We start from the raw sequence: 18,764 nt of genomic DNA on the forward strand, positions 1-18,764 counted from the left end.
CCTACGTCGCCGTGTAGCCGCCGTCGTTGAGGTAGACCGCGCCCGTGCAGTACGCCGAGGCGGGGGAGGCGAGGAACAGTGCCAGCCCCTTCAGGTCCTCCGGGTAGCCGAGTCGCCCGAGTGCGGTCTCCTGGCGCATCTGGTCCTGGATGGGCTCCATCCCGGGTGCGTCCTCGCGGAGCATCCCGCCGCCGATGCCCGTGTGGATCCAGCCCGGTGCGATGGCGTTGACGCGGATGTCCGGGCCCAGTTCGACCGCGGCCTGCTTCGTGAACTGGACGACGCCGCCCTTCGAGGCGACGTACGCCGAGAGGCCGGGCGTCTCCGTCCCCACGAGGCCGAGCACCGACGCCGTCGTGACGATACGGCCGCCGCTTCCCTCGCGGCCGTCGCCCGCTGCGGAACTGTCCTCCTTCATCGCGGCGGCGGCCTCCCGCGTGGTGAGGAAGACGCCGTCCAGGTTCACGTCCATGACCTCGCGCCAGTGCTCCAGCGACTGGCTGTGGACGGGGTTGAACATCCGGCCGATGCCGGCGTTCGCGAAGGCCACGTCGAGGCCGCCGAACGCGTCGACCGTCGCGTCGACGGCCGCGCGTACGTCGTCCTCGTCGGTCACGTCGCACGCGATTGCGCGCACGTCAGCGCCCGTCGCGTCCGCGAGGTCGGCCGCGACGCTCTCGGCGCCCTCGGCGTCGATGTCCGCAAGTATCACGTCGGCGCCGGCCTCGGCGCACGCCTCCGCGTACGCCGTCCCGATGCCGCTGGCCCCACCCGTGACGAGCACCCCGTCACCATCGAGCGAGAAGGCCTCCAGTACACCGTTCGCTGCCGGAACGTCGTCGCGTTCCATACGCCGGCCTCGGGTGCCGGGGGTTTGGTCGTTCGGCCGCGGATGTGTGGTCGGATGTCGTGTGGCAGCCCGACGAGCAGGCGTCGAAGAGCTCTTTACTAACTAGTTAGTAAGCTGCCTGTGAACGACGAGACGCAGGTCGCCATCATGGACGCGACCCGGCGCGCCCTCTGTGAACACGGCAACGCTGGACTGACCGTCCAGCGGATCGCCGACGAGTCCTCGCTGTCGACGGCGGCCATCCACTACCACTACGAGACGAAAGAGGAGCTGCTGAACGCCTTCCTCGAGCATCTGCTGGAGTCGTTCGAGGAGGAACTGGCCTGCGAGGCCACCGACCCCCGGGAGCGGCTGCAGACGTTCCTCGATGCGGTGTTCCCCGACGAGGACCGGGACGACCGCTTCGCCGTCGCGCTCATCGAGATCGAGGCGCAGGCCCCCTACCACGAGGCGTACCGCGACCGGCTCGCCGCCATGGACTGCCGGGTACGTGATGTCGTCGCCGACGCGGTCCGTGACGGTGTCGACGGCGGCCAGTTCCGCGAGGCCGACCCCGAGGCGGTCGCCCGGTTCGTCGCGACGGCGATCAACGGGGCCCAGGTCAGGGATGTCGCGCTCGACGAGTCCCCGGACCGGACGCTGACGCTCATCGCGCGGCATCTGGAGCGCGAGCTCGGGTGGGCTCCGGAGGTGCTCGCGTGAGTCTCCTCCCGGATCAGGCGGACCTCGACCTCACCGATGGGGGCATCCTGAAGCCGCTACTGGCCCTCTCGCTGCCCATCGTTCTCACGAACCTGCTGCAGACGGCGTACAACCTCGCCGACACGTTCTGGCTGGGGCAGTACTCCACGGAGGCGCTGGCGGCCATCTCCTTTGCGTTCCCGATGGTCTTCCTGCTCATCTCGCTCGGGATGGGGCTCTCGGTGGCGGGGAGCGTCCTCGTCGCCCAGCACACCGGCGCGGACGAACCGGAGGAGGCGTCGTACGCCGCCTCCCAGACGGTCACGTTCGCCTTCCTCGGGTCGGCACTGCTGGGCGGCCTGGGCTACCCGCTGGTCCGGCCGTTCCTCGGCTTCCTCGGCGCCTCGGCGGACGTCCTTCCGGGCGCGACGGCGTACATGGAGGTCGTCTCGCTGGGGCTCCCGTTCATGTTCGGCTTCTTCGTGTTCATCGCGCTGATGCGCGGTGCCGGTGACACCATCACGCCCATGCTGGTCATGTTCGGGACGGTCGTCCTCAACATCCTGCTGGACCCGTTCCTCATCTTCGGCTTCGAGGCCAACCCGCTGTTCGGGATGCTCGGACTCGCCGGCGTCCAGGCGGACCTGTTCGCCGCAACCGGCTTCACCGGCATCGGCGTCGAGGGGGCCGCCATCGCGACGGTGTTCTCGCGCAGCCTCGCCATGCTGGTCGGGATGGGCATCATGCTCTCCGGCCGCAAGGGCATCCAGATCCATCTCGCGGACATGCGCCCGGACCTCGACTACCTCCGGACCCTGCTGCGCATCGGCGTCCCGGCCAGCATCGAGGGGACCGGCCGAGCGGTGTCGATCAACGCCCTGCTGCTCATCGTGGGGCTGTTCTCGACGCCCGTGGTCGCCGCCTTCGGCATCGGGACGCGCGTGTTCTCGGTCATCTTCCTGCCCGCCGTCGCCGTCGCGCGGGGGGTCGAGACGATGACCGGGCAGAACATCGGCGCCGGCAGATACGACCGTGCGAAGCAGGCCAACTACCTCGCCGCGACCGGCCTGTTCGTCGTGCTCGGGCTGGCCGGGGTCGCCATCTTCCTGTTCCCGCGGCCCATCGTCGCCGTCTTCACCGACGACGCTGCGGTCCTCCGAGAGGGGTCGACCTTCCTCCGTTACGTCGCGCTCTCCTTCGGCTTCATGGGTATCGTCCGGGCGTTCTCCGGTGGGTTCCGGGGCGCGGGGAAGACGATGGTCGCGGCTGCCATCGCGGTCGGCACGCTGGGTGGCGTCCGTATCCCCGTGGCCTACGTCCTCTCGCAGTTCCGGGTCGCGCTGCCGTACGTCCCCGAGGGGATGCTGTTCGGCGTCCGCGGCATCTGGGCGTCGTTCTTCGTCTCGAACGTCGTCGGCGCGGTCGTCGCGTGGCTCTGGTTCCGCCGGGGAACGTGGCGCTCGGGCGGCGCTCGCGGGGCTCCAGCCGCGGGCGCGGGGAGCGATGTCGACACCGAGGCGACGCTGTCCGACGATTGACCGGGCGCGGCCGCGAGCGGAACCGATTTCCCCCCGGGCGGTGTCGGCGGCGATATGCCGCTTCGAACGCCGCCCCTCCGTGACCTGCACGCCGACCGGGGCGCGAAGTTCACCGAGTTCGGCGGGTGGGACATGCCCGTCGAGTTCGGCTCCATCAGGACCGAACACGAGGCCGTCCGCCAGTCGGCCGGGCTGTTCGACGTCTCGCATATGGGCGAGGTCGTCGTCAGCGGCCCCGACGCGGCCGCGCTCGTCGACCGCCTCGTCACCAACGACGTGGCCGCCCTCGGTCCCGGTGAGGCCGTCTACGCCGCCATCACCGACGCCGAGGGCGTCATGCACGACGACACCGTCGTCTACCGGCTCCCAGAGGACGAGACGGGCCGCGCGACCGGCGAGGCGCCGGCGTACCTGTTCGTGCCGAACGCCGGCCACGACGAGTGGGCCCACGAGCGCTGGTGTGACCACCGCGACGAGTGGGGCATGGAGGCGACCGTCGAGAACGTCACCGACGACTGGGCGATGTTCGCCCTGCAGGGCCCCGACGCCGAGGCCCACCTCCGGAACGTTGCGGCCGGCGACTCGCCCGACCTCGGCCGGTTCGAGATGACCGGCGACGCGGTCGCGGGCGTCGACTGCCTGGTCGCCCGCACCGGCTACACCGGCGAGGACGGCTTCGAACTTCTGGTCCCGTGGGGCGAGGCCGAGATCGTCTGGGCCGCGCTCACGGAATCCGGGACGGACGAGGACGGTGACGCGGAGGGGGCGGAGGATGCGGATGCAGCGGGCGTCCAGCCCTGCGGCCTCGGCGCGCGCGACACGCTCCGTATCGAGGCCGGTTTCCTCCTCGCGGGACAGGACTTCCACCCCGAGGACGAGCCGCACAACCCGTACGAGGCCGGTATCGGCTTCGTCGTGAAACTCGACACCGAGTTCGTGGGGCGGGATGCACTGGAGCAGGTGGAAGCCGAGGGCGTCGACGAGACGTTCGTCGGCTTCCGACTCGTCGAACGTGGCGTCCCGCGCAACGGCTACGACATCACCAACACGGACGGCAAGGTCATCGGCACGGTCACCTCGGGAACGATGAGCCCGACGCTGGACGAACCGGTCGGGATGGGCTACGTGCCCGTCGATTACGCCGACCCCGGGACGACGGTGCGGGTCGTCGTCCGCGGCCAGCAGAAGAAGGCGCGGGTGCAGACGCTGCCGTTCCTCGACGACTGAGCTGCGAATAGGTGTCGAAGGGAACCCACTGTCGTACTATCCACGAAATTATCAACATATTTCGACTTTTGGACATATGTTGTGTCTTCCACCTCTTCCACGCTTTCGCGTCCGCTGTCAGTCGAGCGGGTGAGGGCTTCGGTGGTGGTTCTGCGGTCGGGGATGTCGTGCGAGGGCTTCGGCAGCGGTCCCAGCGGGGTCGCGTACAGAGACGGGCCACACCAATCCACCCCCCTGCCGAACCACAGCCTACATGACCCAACCGCCCAACCCCCGCGTATGAGCTTCGAGGTGCCCGAGGACTGCCGGTATCTGGAGACCCACGAGTGGGTCCGGCTGGAGGATGGACGTGCCCGTGTCGGCATCTCCGACTTCGCGCAGGACGAACTGGGCGACGTGGTGTTCGTCGAACTCCCCGGCGAGGGCGACAGCGTCGAACAGGATGATGACTTCGGCGTCATCGAGTCCATCAAGGCCGTCTCGGACCTGTACGCGCCCGTCTCCGGGACCGTCGCGGCGACCAACGAGCGGCTCGTCGACGAGCCGGAACTCGTCAACGAGGACCCGTTCGGCGACGGCTGGATGCTGGAGCTGGAGGACATCGACGAGAGCGAACTCGACGCCCTGCTCCCGCCCGAGGCGTACCGCGAGCAGATCGAGTAGCGGCCCGGCGTCGGCCTGAACGCGCGCGGTCACGCCACCGGCCGAACCGAAGGGGTTGTTATCGCCGGACCGTAATCCCGGACAACCCGATGTTCACGCCGCCAATCGACCCGGAGCCGGGGGCCGACCGATGAGCAGCGACGACCGCGGCAGCCCGTTCGCGCCACACACCGCCGAAGAGACCGCGGCGATGCTGGAGGCCGTCGGCGTCGCCGACGAGGAGGCGCTGTTCGACGTGCCCGAGCCCGTCCGCTTCGACGGCGAGTTCGGCATCGAGCCGCGCTCGGAACGTGCCGTCCGCGAGGAGGTGGGCGCGATGCTCGCGCGCAACGACGACCTCACCGAGTTCCTCGGGCGGGGCCACTACGCCCACTACGTCCCCTCGCTCGTGGGGCACCTCTCCGACCGCTCGGAGTTCCTCACCAGCTACACCCAGTACCAGCCCGAGGTCGCGCAGGGGTTCCTGCAGGCGCTGTTCGAGTATCAGTCGATGCTGGTCGAGCTGACTGGCCTGCCGGTCGCGAACTGCTCGATGTACGACGCCGCGACCGCGCTGGGCGAGGCCGCCACGCTTGCGAGTCGCGTCCGACAGACGACCGGCACACGCGTCCTCGTGCCCGAGAACCTACTGCACGGCCGGCGAGAGGTGCTCGAGAACTACGTCGCCGGGAGCGACCTCACGGTCGAGTCCTACCCGATGGCCGACGGGAACGCCGACCTCGACGCGCTCGCCGACATCGTGGACGACGAGGTAGTGCTGCTGTACGCCGAGAACCCGACCGTCCGGGGCTGCATCGAGGAGTCGCTGGCCGACCTCGGCACCCTGGCCGACGAGCACGAGGCGCTGTTCACGCTGGGGTCGGACCCGGTCGCGCTCTCCGTGCTCGAGGAGCCGGCGAGCGTCGGCGCGGACGTCGTCGTCGGCGACTGCTCGCTCGGCCTCCCGAGCGCGTACGGGATGGGGCTGGGCCTGTTCGCCTGCCGCGAGGAGTTCCTCCGGCAGGTGCCCGGGCGTCTCGTCGGCGCGAGCGAGGACGACGCCGGCCGTCGGGCGTACACCCTCACGCTCCAGACCCGCGAACAGCACATCCGCCGCGAGCGCGCGACCTCCAACATCTGCACCAACCAGGCGTGGGTCGCGCTCCGCGCGGCGATGCACGTCGCGTCGCTGGGCCCCGACGGCCTGCGCGACCTGGCGAACGACTGCGTCCGGTACGCGCGCGACCTCGCGGCCGACCTCGACGCCGTCGAGGGGCTGCAGGCGCCGGTCCACGACCGCCACTACCTCCGTGAGTTCCCGGTTCGGACCGACCAGCCGGCGACGGCAGTGGCGACGGACCTCCGCGACGAGGGCTTCGCGGTCCACACGCTCGATGACCATCTGCTACAGGTCTGCGTGACCGACGCGAACGCCGATGCGACGGACGACCTCGTCGCGGCGTTCCAGGAGGTGGCCCGATGATCTTCGACCAGGCGCGCTGGACGGACGACGACGGCGAGCGCTACGAGCCGCTCCTCTCGGAGAAGCGCTCGCGCGAGGTCGAGCGGGACGACGACGACCCGCTCCCCGACGACCTCACCCGCGACTCGCTGGAGCTGCCCGACGCCTCCGAACCGGAGCTGGCCCGCCACTACACCCGGCTCTCGGAGATGAACTACGGCGTCGAGAGCGGCCCCTTCCCGCTCGGGTCGTGCACGATGAAGTACAACCCGAAGTTCACCGAGGATATCGCGGCCGACCCTGCCGGCCACATCCACCCGGACCGGCCGGACGAGTCCGTGCAGGGTGTCCTCGAGTTGCAGTACCGCCTGCAGGACTACCTCGGGCGCATCGGTGGAATGGACGCCGTCACCCTCCAGCCGCCCGCGGGCGCCGCGGGCGAGTTCGCCGGCATCCTCGTCGCGAAGGCCTACCACGAGTCCCGCGACGACGAGCGCAGCGAGGTCGTCATCCCCGACAGCGCGCACGGAACCAACTTCGCCAGCGCCGCGATGGCGGGCTACGACGTGGTGAACCTTCCGTCCGGCGACGACGGTCGTGTCGACCTCGACGCGCTGGAGGCCGCCCTCTCGGAGGAGACGGCGGCACTGATGCTGACGAACCCGAACACGCTGGGCCTGTTCGAGCGCGATATCGAGCGCGTCGCCGAGCTGGTCCACGATGTCGGGGGACTGCTCTACTACGACGGCGCGAACCTGAACGCGCTGCTGGGGCGTGTCCGCCCGGGCGACATGGGCTTCGACGTGATGCACTACAACGTCCACAAGACGTTCGCCACGCCCCACGGCGGCGGCGGCCCCGGCGCGGGGCCGGTCGGCGTCGTCGAGGAACTCCGCGAGTTCCTGCCAGACCCGCACGTGCGCGCGGTCGCGGACGAGGACGCCGAGGGCGGCACGCGCTACGAGACCTACACCCCCGAGCAGTCCGTCGGGAAGGTCCACGGCTACCAGGGCAACTGGCTCGTCCTCGAGAAGGCGTACGCGTACATCGCGCGCCTGGGCGACACGGGGCTCGCGGACGCGAGCGCGAAGGCGGTCCTCAACGCGAACTACCTCGCCTCCACCATCGAGTACGAGGTACCCTTCGATCCGTTCCACCACGAGTTCGTCGCGAGCGCGGGCGAGCAGGACGCCGCCGACGCCGCCAAACGGATGCTCGACCACGGGGTCCACCCGCCGACGACGAAGTGGCCGGAGATCGTCGGCGAGGCGCTGATGACCGAGCCCACGGAGGTCGAGAGCCAGCGCACGCTGGACCAGCTCGCCGACGCGTTCAACGCCGTCCACGCCGAGGACGACGAGACGCTCGAGGCCGCGCCGGAGCGGACCGCGGCACGGCGCATCGACCAGGTGACGGCGGCGCGGGAACCGCGGCTGTCGTGGCAGGCGCTGGACGAGTGACCCCGTAGCGACGTCTTCCCGACTGCGGTTCTTCGACTCTCTCGAATCCGACAGCGACAGCGCCCGAGCGGTGGGTCTCTCTGTGGGCAGCTGTTCGCGAACGCTGTCGATTTCGTATCGCCGTTATCGGTTTACGAGTCCGCGGGACGAATCGCCAGTAATGTCGGACATTCGATAATTACGGGCAGAACTGGGCGATTACGGCTCCAGTACGACCCGGAATCGGGCCTCGTTCCCCAGCATCCGCTCGTACGCGGTCTCGACGTCGGCGAGGTCGTACGACTCGATTTCGGGCGTCACATCCCGCAGGGCGGAGAACTCCATGGTGTCCTCCCAGTCGCCGGCGTGGCCGGAACTCCACGCGCCGACGGACGCACGTTTGCCGATGAGACTCGACACGTCGAGGTGGACCTCCTCGTCCGGCCCGCCGACGGCGACGAGTTCGCCGTTCCGGCCCAGCCCGTCGACCACGGACTCGAGTGCCGACGCCGACGGCGCGGTCCCGAGAACCACCCGTGCGCCGCCGAGGTCCTGCAGGCGTTCGGCCGGGTCCGTCCCGCTGGCGTCGACGAAGTGGTCCGCACCGAGGTCGAGCGCGAGGTCACGCTTCCCGGCCGACCGGGAGAGTGCCACCGTCTCGAAGCCCATCCGATGGGCGTACTGGACGGCGAGGTGGCCGAGTCCACCGATGCCCTGGATTGCAACCAGGTCGCCCGGTCCCGCGCCCGTGTTCCGGAGGGCGTTGAACGTCGTGATGCCGGCGCACAGCAGGGGTGCGGCGTCGACGGCGTCGAGGTCGTCGGGGATGGCTCCGAGTGCCTCGGCCGGGACCGTGGCGTACTCCGCGTAGCCACCGTCGAAGGTGAGGCCAGTTATCTCCGAGTGCTCGCAGCCCTGGAAGTCCCCGCGTCGGCACCGGTCACACGCGAAGCAGTGGCCGCCGTGCCAGCCCGCCCCGACACGGTCACCCACCGCCCACTGGTCGACCCGGTCGCCCACAGTGTCGACGCGCCCGGCGATCTCGTGGCCCGGAACCCTGGGGTAGGAGACGCCGGGATACGTGCCTTCCTTCACGAACGCGTCGCTGTGGCAGATGCCACAGGCGTCGACCGCGACCCGGACCTCCTCGGAGCCGGGGTCGGGGAGGTCGCGTTCGACCAGTTCGAAGTCGCCGCCAGCCTCGGGAACCTGCACTGCACGCATAGTACGGGACATCGTCGGAGGTAGCGGCCGCTGGCGGTATGGGTCTGTGTCTCCCGGCCACCCGCGGCGGGTAGGGGACGAGAACGTAGTCTGGGGGCGTGTCAGGCGTCGACGCCGGTGTCGACGGCGTCGCCAATCTTGACGAACCCGTAGTCGCACTCCTCGCAGTGCCACTTGACCTTCTCGCCGAGGTGGAGCTCCGTGCTCGCCGCGCGCCAGAAGGTCCGTTCCTCGCCGCAGTCGGGACAGTATCGCGTCGTGTCGAGGCTCATACGCCGTGTTCCGGCCGCATCGCTGTTGAAGCTACTGGTCCGCCAGCCGCCCCGGTTCGCCCCGATAAATCGTATAGCACGATACCGAATCTCCGGCTCGTCGACCAGCGTTCCGCCACCGAGATGGCGCGCCCCCGGCGAGAGCGACCGGTGAGCGGCCGTTCGTGGCACTTCGAGTTCCGAGTCGGTCACTAGCGCTATACCTGCAAGCTCCCCGTGTAGCCTATGGCGCGTAACGAATCGCTCTCGGTGCTCGTCGTCGACGACAGCGAGTTCTTCTCCACGCTGCTCGCCGACAAGCTCGAGTCCGACTACGGGATGACGACCACGACAGTGACGGACGCGTCGAGGGCGGTGTCCACGGTCGATTACGAGGCGGTCGACTGCGTCGTGAGTGATTACGAGATGCCCGGCCGCTCCGGGCTGGAACTGTATCAGGCGGTCGACGAGCGCTACGACGTGCCGTTCATCCTGCTCACCAGCGAGGGCGACGAGGAGATCGCGAGCCGGGCCATCGGGATGGGTATCGACGAGTACCTCCTCAAGAAGGCCGTCAGCGAGGAGCGGTCGCTGGACCTGCTAGTCAACCGTATCCGGAACGTGGTCGACCAGCGGCGGACCCAGCGCAAGTACGAGCAGCTGGTCGACAACTCGCCCGACGAGATCAGTCAGGTGAGCCTCGACGGCGAGATCCTCGCCGCGAACGCGGCGATGGCGACGGCGTTCGGGACGACCCAGCCGGAGCTGGTCGGCGAGCAGCTGTCGTCGTTCCTGCCGGACCCGGTCGCGAACGGGCGGCTCGAGGAGGCCCGGCGGGCCGTCACCGCCGACTGTGCGGTGACGTTCCAGGACAGTATCGGCATCCGCCACTTCCACAACATCGCCGTCCCGCTGACGACGCCCGGCGACGGCGAGTCGGTCCAGCTCGTGACGCGGGAGATGACGCTCCAGAAACGCAACGAGCGGGAGCTCGAGCGGAAGAGCGAGAAGCTCACGCTCATCAACCGTATCGTCCGCCACGACATCAACAACGACGTCCAGATGCTCATCGGCTGGGCGGACCTCCTCGACGAGCACGTCGACGAGGCGGGGCGTGACCTCGTGGAGCGCATCGGCGAGCGGAGCAGTCATATCGCCGAGCTCACGGCCATCGCACGGGACTTCGTCGAGTCGCTCGAGGGTGACACGACGGTCGACCTGGAACCCGTCGACGTCGACCGCGTCCTCGAGACGGAGGTCGAGAAGCGCCGCTCGAAGCTCGAGGGCGTGACCTTCGAGGTGGACAGCGAGGCGGGCGCCGTCGTGCGTGCGAACGAGCTGCTCTCGTCGGTCGTTGGGAACCTCCTCGGGAACGCGGTCCGACACAACGACGCGCCGGACCCGGAGGTCCGTGTCGAGGTCCGGACGCGCGGGACGGAGGTCGCCATTCGCGTCGCCGACAACGGGCCGGGCGTGCCGGACGCCCGCAAAGAGGAGATATTCGGCAAGGGTACCATGGGACCGGAGAGTCCGGGCACCGGCGTCGGCCTCTACCTCGTCCACACGCTGGTCGAGCAGTTCGGCGGCGGCGTCCGGGTCGAGGACAACGAGCCGACGGGCGCGGTGTTCGTCGTCGAGCTGCCGAAGCATCCCGGGGCGGCCGGCGGCTGCGACGAGCGACAGCGGGCCGGTAGCGGGTCCAGCGGTGTCTCGCTGGAGAACACCTGACCTGACCCAGAGCGGCGTGTCGCCGACCGACTGACGCGGCGTCGACGCCGCCGGCGGTTCCGGCTCCGCTCGCAAACTCCAGCTCCGTGGCTGTGAGTGTACGCCACGCCACACCACAACACACAAGTCGGAGCTTACCATCGTTAAGCGCACAATGCAAGATGCGTACATCGTAGACGCAGTCCGGACGCCGTTCGGCAAGCAGGGCGGGTCGTTCCGTGACACCCATCCGCAGGACCTGGCCGCGGAGCCGCTGCTGGCGCTGGAAGAGCGCAACGGCTTCACCGGCAGCGAGGACATCGAGGACGTCATCTACGGCTGTGTCACCCCGACGGACGAGCAGGCCAACAACATCGCCCGGCTCGCGCCGATGGTGGCCGGCTGGGACGACACGGTTCCGGGTGTCCAGCTGGACCGGATGTGTGGCTCCGGCCAGCAGGCCATCAACTTCGCCGCCGCGCAGACGGCCGCCGGCGCACACGACGTGCTCATCGGGGGCGGCATCGAGCACATGTCCCGTGTCCCGATGGGCTCGGCCGGCAGCTCCATCACCGATACGTACTTCGAGCACTTCGACGAGCTGACAACGCAGGGCGAGGGCGCAGAGCGCATCGCCGAGCAGTGGGGCTTCTCGCGCGACGACGTCGACCAGATCGCCGCCGACTCGCAGTCACGCTGGGGCGAGGCCGCCGAGGCCGGCCACTACGACACTCATGTCACGCCGGTCGAGACCGAACTCGACGACGAGACCGTCGTCGTCGAGGAGGACGAGCATCCGCGTCCGGGCACGGACACGGACACGCTCGCGAACCTCCCGCTCGCGTTCCGCGGCGAGGGTGACGGCGTCATCCACGCCGGCAACTCCTCGGGCATCGTCGACGGCTCGGCCGCCGCGCTCATCGCCAGCGAGGACGGCATGGACGAGCACGGCTGGGAGCCGATGGCCCGCATCGTCGACACGCACGTCGTCGGCGTCGACCCCGTGACGATGCTGACCGGCCCGATTCCGGCCACGCAGGAGATCCTCGAGCAGAACGACATGTCCATCGACGACATCGACCGCTTCGAGGTCAACGAGGCGTTCGCCTCCGTCATCACGGCGTGGCTCGAGGAGACCGGCGCGGACTGGGACCGCACCAACACCTGGGGCGGCGCCATCGCCCACGGGCACCCGCTCGGCGCGACGGGTGCCGCGCTCCTGCCGAAGCTGGCCTACCAGCTCGAGGAGTACGACGAGCAGTACGGCCTCTGTACGATGTGTATCGGCTTCGGCCAGGGCGTCGCGACGATCATCGAGCGGGTCTAGGACTCGTTCGGTAGTTTCCCCGATTCCTCCCTTCTTTCATCGATTGCCAGTGGTGACGCTGTGAACTGGTTTCGTCGTGAGTCCGTGGTGTCCCGTGCGATGACGACAACGGAACCACCTACGAAGCCCTCGCACTCTCGACTCTCCGGGACTCGCTACGCTCCTCGCTCCGGTCGCTTTGCTCCCTCCGCTGCGGTGCTTGCGTCGTCCGGGAGAGTCGAGAGCGCTCGCCCTTCGAGTCCGCCAGGAGCACCGACTGGCCACGCTCTGCGGGTGGTGGTTCCAGCGGGTCGGGGTGGCCCCCACTCCTCCCCGCGCGGGCGCCGGAGGTGCGCGACACGCTCGCTTCGCTCCCGGTCGCTTCCGAGAGGGCGCCCGCGCGCTTCCTGAACTCGGAACCGGCCGGCCGACCAACCGCTCGCTCGGTGGGTGCTTATTTGTCAGTCCAACGGGCGTGCGCTGGATGGCGGCGCCCGCCCTGCGCGAGCGGCTTCATGCCGCGAGCCATCGGCGGGCGCCGCTTTCCTCTAAGCGCACGAGGGCCGAAGCGCGCAGCGCTAGCGAGCACTGCAGGCGGCTGGGGAGGCACGAGGCTCACGGCACCTGACTGACGAATGTGCGGGCCTGGCGGAATCGAAGGGCGAGTCCGCTACGGGAAGCCCGGCGACGCAAGCACTGGAGCACATGCCCGGAACGGCGGCGACGGAAGGGAGCCGCCGCACGCCCGGACTGCGAAGGGCACAGCGAGCCGCGCGACCGTAGCGGACGAGGGCTTCGGCTGCATCCCCGTCGTGCTCGGATACATCGAGATGACGCTGGATTCGAAACTGAAAGCCCGGTTCTATGGGGGAATGTTTGCAATAATATGGAAATCTGGGTGGTATATCTCCAATTCGCTATTCTCTGTCAAAACGCCGCTCGACACTCGCCGCGTGCCCCTCCAGCCCCTCGGCCTCGGCCAGCGTCGTCACCGTCTCCCGGAGGTCACCCAACGAATCTTCGTCCAGCCGTTGCACCGTCGTCGAGCGCAGGAAGTGGTCCACCGACAGCCCGCCGAAGCGCCGCGCCCCGCCGCCCGTCGGCAGGACGTGGTTCGGGCCGCTGGCGTAGTCCCCGGCTGCCACGGGCGAGAACTCGCCGAGGAAGACGCTCCCGGCCGAGTCGATGCGGTCCAGCAGCGCCTCGTCGTCATCGGCCATGATGGCCAGGTGCTCGGCGGCGTACTCCTCGGTGAACAGCACCGCCTCGGGCATCGACCGCGCCAGCAACACCCCGCTGGCGTCGCTGGTGAGTGCCTCCCGGATGACGCCCGCGCGCTCGCGCTCGGGCACCTGCTCGTCGACGGCCGCCACGACCGCTTCCGCCAGGTCCGCGTCGGCCGTGACTGCCACGCAGCTCGCGTTCGGGTCGTGCTCGGCCTGCGCGACGAGTTCGGCGGCGACGAGTTCCGGGTCGGCCGTCCCGTCGGCGAGGACGGCCACCTCCGAGGGGCCGGCGAGGAAGTCGATCTCCACGTCACCCCGGACCTCGGCCTTCGCGGCCGTCACGAAGGCGTTGCCCGGTCCGACCACCTTGTCGACCGCGTTGACGGTCTCGGTGCCGTAGGCGAGCGCGGCGACGGCCTGGGCGCCGCCGATCTGGTAGACGGCGTCAGCGCCCGCGACGTGTGCGGCCGCTAGTGTCGCGTCGGGGATGTCGTCCGCGGGCGGCGTACAGACCGCGACGTGCTCGACGCCCGCGACCTTGGCCGGGACGACGCCCATCAGGACGCTGGAGGGGTAGGCGGCGGTCCCGCCGGGGGCGTAGACGCCGACGCGCTCCAGCGGCCGGTAGCGCCGGCCGAGTTCGCGGCCGTCGAAGTCCGCGCGCCAGTCCTCGGGCGCCGAGCGTGTGTGGAACGCCTCGATGTTGGCCGCGGCGGCCTCGATGGCTGCCCGCAGCTCGTCGTCGAGGCGGTCGTAGGCGCGCTCGGCCTCGTCGGTCACGTCGAGGTTGCCGACCGACACCTCGTCGAACTCCTCGGCGAACTCCCGCACCGCCACGTCGCCCTCCGTGCGCACGCGGTCGACGATGTCGCGGGCGGCGTCCCGGGCGTCGGCGACCCCGGCGTCCCGGTCGAACAGGGCGGCCCGCTCGTCCGTCGAGAGGTCCGGTAACCGGCGTACGTTCATGGTCCGGGTTCGGTGTGACGGCGAAAAACGGTTTCCATCGGACCGGGTCCGGTCCCCGCTCGTCCCCGTGGCTCCGACCGACGGGGGTGATGCGGCGGAGCTACACCTCCAGTGTCAAGGGTCACATTTATGGATTAGACGCATCTAATCCTCGTATGCACATCGCCGAACCTTCTGTCGTACCGGGGAGTGATCGGCCGTGAGTCCCTCGCTGGACTACGAGCGGGCGCGTGAGTACACCGAGGCCCTCGAGGGGCGGCTCGTCGACGCGCTCGACGGGGACGCCGGAGTCAGCCGCCGTGCGGTCCTCGGGAGCCTCGGGCTGGCCGGTGGCGCCGCGCTGATGGGGACCGGTGGCGCCGACGGCGGGCACAGTGGCGGCGAGAGCGGACACGGGAACTTCGGTGCCCGAGGGGAGTTCGACGAGGGGTTCGACGCCCACGAGTTCCTGCGGACGTTCAACACGGGATTCGACGGACAGGACAACCTGACCCAGGAGGTGTTCGAGGAGGACGGCGAGCGGGTCCGCTACTTCGAGCTGACCGCCGTCGACACGACCATCGAGGTCGCGCCGGGTGTCGAGTTCGAGGCCTGGGCCTACCAGGGGCAGGTCCCCGGCCCCACGCTCCGCGTGACCGAGGGCGACCGCATCCGGGTGAAGTTCACCAACGGGAGCCGGCACGCTCACACCATCCACCCGCACCTGAAGAACCTCAACCCGAAGATGGACGGCATCCCGCAGAACGGGCCCGGCGTGCTCGAGCAGGGGGAGTCGTTCACCTACGAGTGGAAGGCCCAGCCGGCCGGCGTCCACTTCTATCACTGCCACTCGCTCCCGCTGAAGGCCCACATCCACCGGGGCCTGTACGGCAGCATCATCGTCGACCCGGACCCCGAACGGGTCCGCGAGCAGCCCGAGGAGTACTGTGACTTCCACGAGTCACAGATCACGCCCGAGCTGACCGAGGAGCTCGTCGCCCGCGCGAAGTCGCGCAACCACGAGTACGACGAGAACGACGAGGTCCAGGAGCTCGTGATGATAATGAACGGGTTCGACACGAACTTCGACGGCGGCAACGAGGTGTACGCCGCCAACACCCGTGCCTTCGCCTACGGCGTCGGCGAAACCGACGGGAAGGGTAACTGGAAGCCCGGCGAGACGAAGCGCCCAATCCAGATTGACGGGCAGAAACCCGTCCGGGTGTACCTGGTCAACGCCATCGAGTTCGACCTCATCAACTCGTTCCACACCCACTCGCAGTTCTTCGACTACTACGACCACGGGACGACGCTGCTCCCGACCCACCAGACGGTGGACACCATCATGCAGTGTCAGGCACAGCGCGGCATCATCGAACTGGACTACTCCGACCACGAGCCGGGACTGTACATGTTCCACGCGCACCAGTCGGAGTTCGCAGAGCTGGGCTGGATGAGCTTCTTCGAGGTGGTCTGAATATGGACGACACTGATACGGAACGACGGTCCGACGGCGGCGTGACGGTGCAGGAACAGCCCTTCGGCCTCCCGCGATGGGTGGTCGCCATCGTCCCGCTCGTGTTGCTGGCGGCGGTACTGGCGTACCTGTTCTTCGGGTCGCCGTTCGCCGCGCTCGCGACTGGCGGGAGTGCGCTTCCCGACGTGACCGTCTCCTACACGACGCTGCCGAACGAGGAGACGGTCCTCGTGCACGTGACGAACAACGGGCCGCGAGCGGTGACCGTCGAGCAGGTACTCGTCGACGAGGCGTACTGGTCGTTCCAGATGAGTGGCGGGGACCGAACCCTTGAGCCACTCGAGAGTTCGACCATCAGTATCCCGTACCACTGGAACCCCGGGTGGGACCTGAACGTCGCGATGGTCCTGTCCGACGGCGCGGTCATCCACCACACCATCGTCGCGCCCGCGATGAGTCCGGGTGTGACCGGTGAGATAATCGGGACGCTGGCGGTCGTCGGCCTGTTCGTCGGCGTCATCCCGGTCGTGCTGGGGATGCTGTGGCTCCCCTACCTGCGCTCGGTCTCCGACCGTGCGCTCCACGCCGTCCTCGTGTTCGCGGTCGGCGTCCTCGCCTTCCTCGGATTCGACGCGCTGGTCGACGTCGGGGAGTTCATGGAGTCGGTTCCGGGCGGGTACGAGGGGCCCTTCCTCTTCGCGCTCGGCGTGGCCGGCTCGGTGCTGGTCATCCAGGCCATCAGCGCCTGGGTGGATTCCCGGACCGAGGGCGAGACGGGTCGCCTGCGGACGGCCTACCTGGTAGCGATCTCCATCGGCCTGCACAACCTCGCGGAGGGGCTGGCTATCGGGACCGCGTTCGCGCTCGGCCGCGTCGAACTCGGCGCGTTCCTCGTGGTCGGGTTCCTCGTCCACAACGTGACCGAGGGGCCCGCCATCGTCGGCCCGCTCGCGCGGGGTCGTCGCCCCGGTATCGAGCACTTCGCCGCGCTCGGGCTCATCGGTGGCGCGCCGGTCATCGTGGGTGCGTGGATCGGGAGCTACGCGTTCTCGCCCACGCTCGGCGTGTTCTTCCTCGCCATCGGGCTGGGCGCCATCCTCCAGGTCGTCTGGGAGATGGCCGACCTCGTCCGGGGTGACGACTCGCTCGCCAGTATCGGGACGCCCGTCAACGCGGGGGCGTTCCTGTTCGGCGCCGTGTTCATGTACGTGACCGGGCTGTTCATCGCACTCTAGTGAGGGACAAGGTTCTATGCACGCCGGCCGGAAACGTGAGCCAACGATGCTGAGCGCCGTCATGGAGGACTACATCAAGGCCATCTACGCCATCGGCGGCGACGGCGAGGAGCGGGTCTCCACGTCCGAACTCGCCGACTACCTCGATGTGACCTCCCCCACCGTCTCCTCGATGGTGAAGAAGCTGGAGGAGCGCGGGCTGGTCGACCGCGAGGAGTACAAGGGCGTCACGCTGACCGAGGAGGGCGAACTGGTCGCCCTGGAGATTCTCCGGCACCACCGGCTGCTGGAGGCGTTCCTCACCGAGCAGCTGGACTACGACTGGGCCGACGTCCACGACGAGGCCGACCGTCTCGAACACCACGTCTCCGACGAGCTGACCGACCGCATCGCGGAGGCGCTGGGCAACCCACCGGTCGACCCGCACGGCGACCCCATCCCGGATGCGGACCTCTCGCTCCCGGAAGCCGGCGAGACAACCCGACTGGCGGAGGCCGGCGAGGGCGAGCGCGTCGTCGTCCGTCGCATCCGCCACCAGGGTGACGAGGAACTCCGCTACCTCGCGGACGCGGGTATCCGCCCGGAGGTGGTGGTCCGGGTTGTCGATGTCGCGCCGTTCGGCATGGTCACCGTCGAGACCCCGGACGGCGAGCAGAGCCTCCCGGAGGAGATCGCGCGGCTCATCGAGGTCGTCCCGGCTGCCGAGACCGACGGGCTCGAAGTCTGAGGAGACTGGCCGATAGCTCTCTCGATGCAGAAATTGCTACTGTAGCTGCCCGATTCTCTGGTTGCTTCCGAATCTCGCGGGGAATACGTGCAGTAACTCGAAAACCGCCTCCGGCCGTCCGCCTCGCCCCTCACCGTTCGGCGAGGTACCAGTAGGCGGTCACGCCACAGAGGGCCACCAGTCCGCCGAGGAAGAACACGACCGTCGGGTCGAGGGCGAGGCCGCCGCTGCTCGCGGCCGCGTCGCCGACGCGTTCGACGGCTGGCTGGGCCTGGTCCGCGGTGAACCCGCCGCCCTGCTGGGGTGGCTCGCTGACGAGCCACTGGCGGAGGTAGTAGAACGCGATGGTCGCGAGCGCGAGCAGGAAGTACAGTCCCAGTACGCGCCCGACCAGTCGCTCGATGCGTCCGCGCTCGTGGTCGCTCCCGGCGAACAGGACGACCGCCTCGCTCGCGGGGGCGTAGACGGTCATCTCGTTGCCCTTCTCGGAGTACCCCACCCCGGCCGCCTTGAGGAGGTCTGCGTCCTCCAGCTTGTCGATGTGGTAGTGGACGTTCTGGAGGGAGGTGCCGACCTCCTCGCGGATCTCGACGGGCGTCCGCGGTTGCTCGTAGACGGCCGCCATGATGCGTCGGGCCGTCTCGGAGCCGAGCGCGTCGAAGGTCGCCGAGGCCTCCTCGCCGCTCACGTCCAGCACCTTCGCGGCGTCCGGTCGTTCCTCGGGTTCCGCGCGACGCGGTAACAGTCCCATCGGTACCGTCTACCGCCGGAGGGGGGTTCCCTGTTGCGGTAGGTCAAATCGTGATTTGACTGTCGTCGCCGGGCGA

General features: G+C 69.1%; 16 protein-coding genes. 11 read left to right on the top strand and 5 right to left on the bottom strand.

Translation table 11 applies throughout. The features are described from left to right. Position 1: 1 nt before the first annotated feature. Positions 2 to 850, bottom strand: coding sequence for an SDR family NAD(P)-dependent oxidoreductase (locus NL114_RS13350; protein ID WP_254821415.1), 849 nt, complete (start codon positions 848 to 850; stop codon positions 2 to 4). Positions 851 to 970: 120 nt separating this feature from the next. Here NL114_RS13350 and NL114_RS13355 point away from each other — a divergent pair, with 120 nt between their 5' ends. The 6 genes from NL114_RS13355 to gcvPB all read left to right on the top strand — a co-directional run bounded on the left by NL114_RS13355 (position 971) and on the right by gcvPB (position 7,860). Then, positions 971 to 1,552 (top strand): TetR/AcrR family transcriptional regulator, encoded by a 582-nt coding sequence (locus NL114_RS13355; protein WP_254821416.1) that lies wholly within the window; start codon positions 971 to 973, stop codon positions 1,550 to 1,552. Further along, complete coding sequence (locus NL114_RS13360) at positions 1,549 to 3,069, top strand: MATE family efflux transporter (RefSeq protein WP_254821417.1); 1,521 nt, start codon at positions 1,549 to 1,551, stop codon at positions 3,067 to 3,069. The genes NL114_RS13355 and NL114_RS13360 overlap by 4 nt, the downstream gene beginning before the upstream one ends. A gap of 54 nt (positions 3,070 to 3,123) precedes the next feature. Then, on the top strand, positions 3,124 to 4,296 hold the full coding sequence (gene gcvT / locus NL114_RS13365) for a glycine cleavage system aminomethyltransferase GcvT (RefSeq protein ID WP_254821418.1): 1,173 nt from the start codon (positions 3,124 to 3,126) through the stop codon (positions 4,294 to 4,296). Positions 4,297 to 4,575: 279 nt separating this feature from the next. Beyond that, a complete protein-coding gene (gene gcvH, locus NL114_RS13370; RefSeq protein ID WP_254821419.1) occupies positions 4,576 to 4,959 on the top strand; it encodes a glycine cleavage system protein GcvH in 384 nt (127 codons plus the stop codon). A gap of 130 nt (positions 4,960 to 5,089) precedes the next feature. After that, entirely contained in the window at positions 5,090 to 6,421 is a 1,332-nt protein-coding gene (gene gcvPA, locus NL114_RS13375) for an aminomethyl-transferring glycine dehydrogenase subunit GcvPA (RefSeq protein ID WP_254821420.1), read from the top strand. Further along, the gene (gcvPB, locus tag NL114_RS13380) at positions 6,418 to 7,860 is read left to right on the top strand and encodes an aminomethyl-transferring glycine dehydrogenase subunit GcvPB (RefSeq protein ID WP_254821421.1); all 1,443 of its coding nucleotides are present in this window, start codon (positions 6,418 to 6,420) and stop codon (positions 7,858 to 7,860) included. The genes gcvPA and gcvPB overlap by 4 nt, the downstream gene beginning before the upstream one ends. Positions 7,861 to 8,058: 198 nt before the next feature. On the opposite strand, the gene NL114_RS13385 is transcribed toward gcvPB, so the two are convergent. Together NL114_RS13385 and NL114_RS13390 are read right to left on the bottom strand one after the other, a co-directional pair. Next, positions 8,059 to 9,075, bottom strand: a complete 1,017-nt coding sequence (locus NL114_RS13385; protein ID WP_254821422.1) for an alcohol dehydrogenase — start codon at positions 9,073 to 9,075, stop codon at positions 8,059 to 8,061. Positions 9,076 to 9,164: 89 nt separating this feature from the next. Next, positions 9,165 to 9,335 carry a DUF7838 family putative zinc beta-ribbon protein gene (locus NL114_RS13390; RefSeq protein ID WP_254821423.1) on the bottom strand — a complete coding sequence of 57 codons (171 nt, stop codon included), beginning with the start codon at positions 9,333 to 9,335 and terminating at the stop codon, positions 9,165 to 9,167. A 225-nt stretch (positions 9,336 to 9,560) separates the two neighbouring features. On the opposite strand from NL114_RS13390, the gene NL114_RS13395 reads away from it, so the two are divergent. Beyond that, complete coding sequence (locus NL114_RS13395; protein WP_254821424.1) at positions 9,561 to 11,042, top strand: hybrid sensor histidine kinase/response regulator; 1,482 nt, start codon at positions 9,561 to 9,563, stop codon at positions 11,040 to 11,042. Between the two features lie 154 nt (positions 11,043 to 11,196). Next, the gene (locus NL114_RS13400) at positions 11,197 to 12,348 is read left to right on the top strand and encodes a thiolase family protein (protein ID WP_254821425.1); all 1,152 of its coding nucleotides are present in this window, start codon (positions 11,197 to 11,199) and stop codon (positions 12,346 to 12,348) included. Between the two features lie 896 nt (positions 12,349 to 13,244). On the opposite strand, the gene hisD is transcribed toward NL114_RS13400, so the two are convergent. Then, positions 13,245 to 14,519: a histidinol dehydrogenase gene (gene hisD, locus NL114_RS13405; RefSeq protein ID WP_254821426.1), complete on the bottom strand. Its 1,275-nt coding sequence runs from the start codon at positions 14,517 to 14,519 to the stop codon at positions 13,245 to 13,247. Between the two features lie 199 nt (positions 14,520 to 14,718). Here hisD and NL114_RS13410 point away from each other — a divergent pair, with 199 nt between their 5' ends. From NL114_RS13410 to NL114_RS13420, 3 genes are read left to right on the top strand one after another with little or no spacing between them, the layout of a single operon-like run. Beyond that, positions 14,719 to 15,975, top strand: coding sequence for a multicopper oxidase domain-containing protein (locus NL114_RS13410; protein WP_254821427.1), 1,257 nt, complete (start codon positions 14,719 to 14,721; stop codon positions 15,973 to 15,975). 2 nt (positions 15,976 to 15,977) lie between these two features. Continuing rightward, a complete protein-coding gene (locus NL114_RS13415) occupies positions 15,978 to 17,210 on the top strand; it encodes a ZIP family metal transporter (RefSeq protein WP_254821428.1) in 1,233 nt (410 codons plus the stop codon). A gap of 46 nt (positions 17,211 to 17,256) precedes the next feature. Further along, the gene (locus NL114_RS13420; RefSeq protein WP_254821429.1) at positions 17,257 to 17,937 is read left to right on the top strand and encodes a metal-dependent transcriptional regulator; all 681 of its coding nucleotides are present in this window, start codon (positions 17,257 to 17,259) and stop codon (positions 17,935 to 17,937) included. A gap of 130 nt (positions 17,938 to 18,067) precedes the next feature. Here the strand turns inward: NL114_RS13420 and NL114_RS13425 are convergent, their stop codons facing one another. Next, positions 18,068 to 18,688, bottom strand: a complete 621-nt coding sequence (locus NL114_RS13425) for an ArsR/SmtB family transcription factor (protein WP_254821430.1) — start codon at positions 18,686 to 18,688, stop codon at positions 18,068 to 18,070. Between the last annotated feature and the right edge of the window lie 76 nt (positions 18,689 to 18,764).

The sequence above is a fragment of the Haloglomus halophilum genome (assembly GCF_024298885.1).
GTDB classification, from domain to species: Archaea; Halobacteriota; Halobacteria; order Halobacteriales; family Haloarculaceae; genus Haloglomus; species Haloglomus halophilum.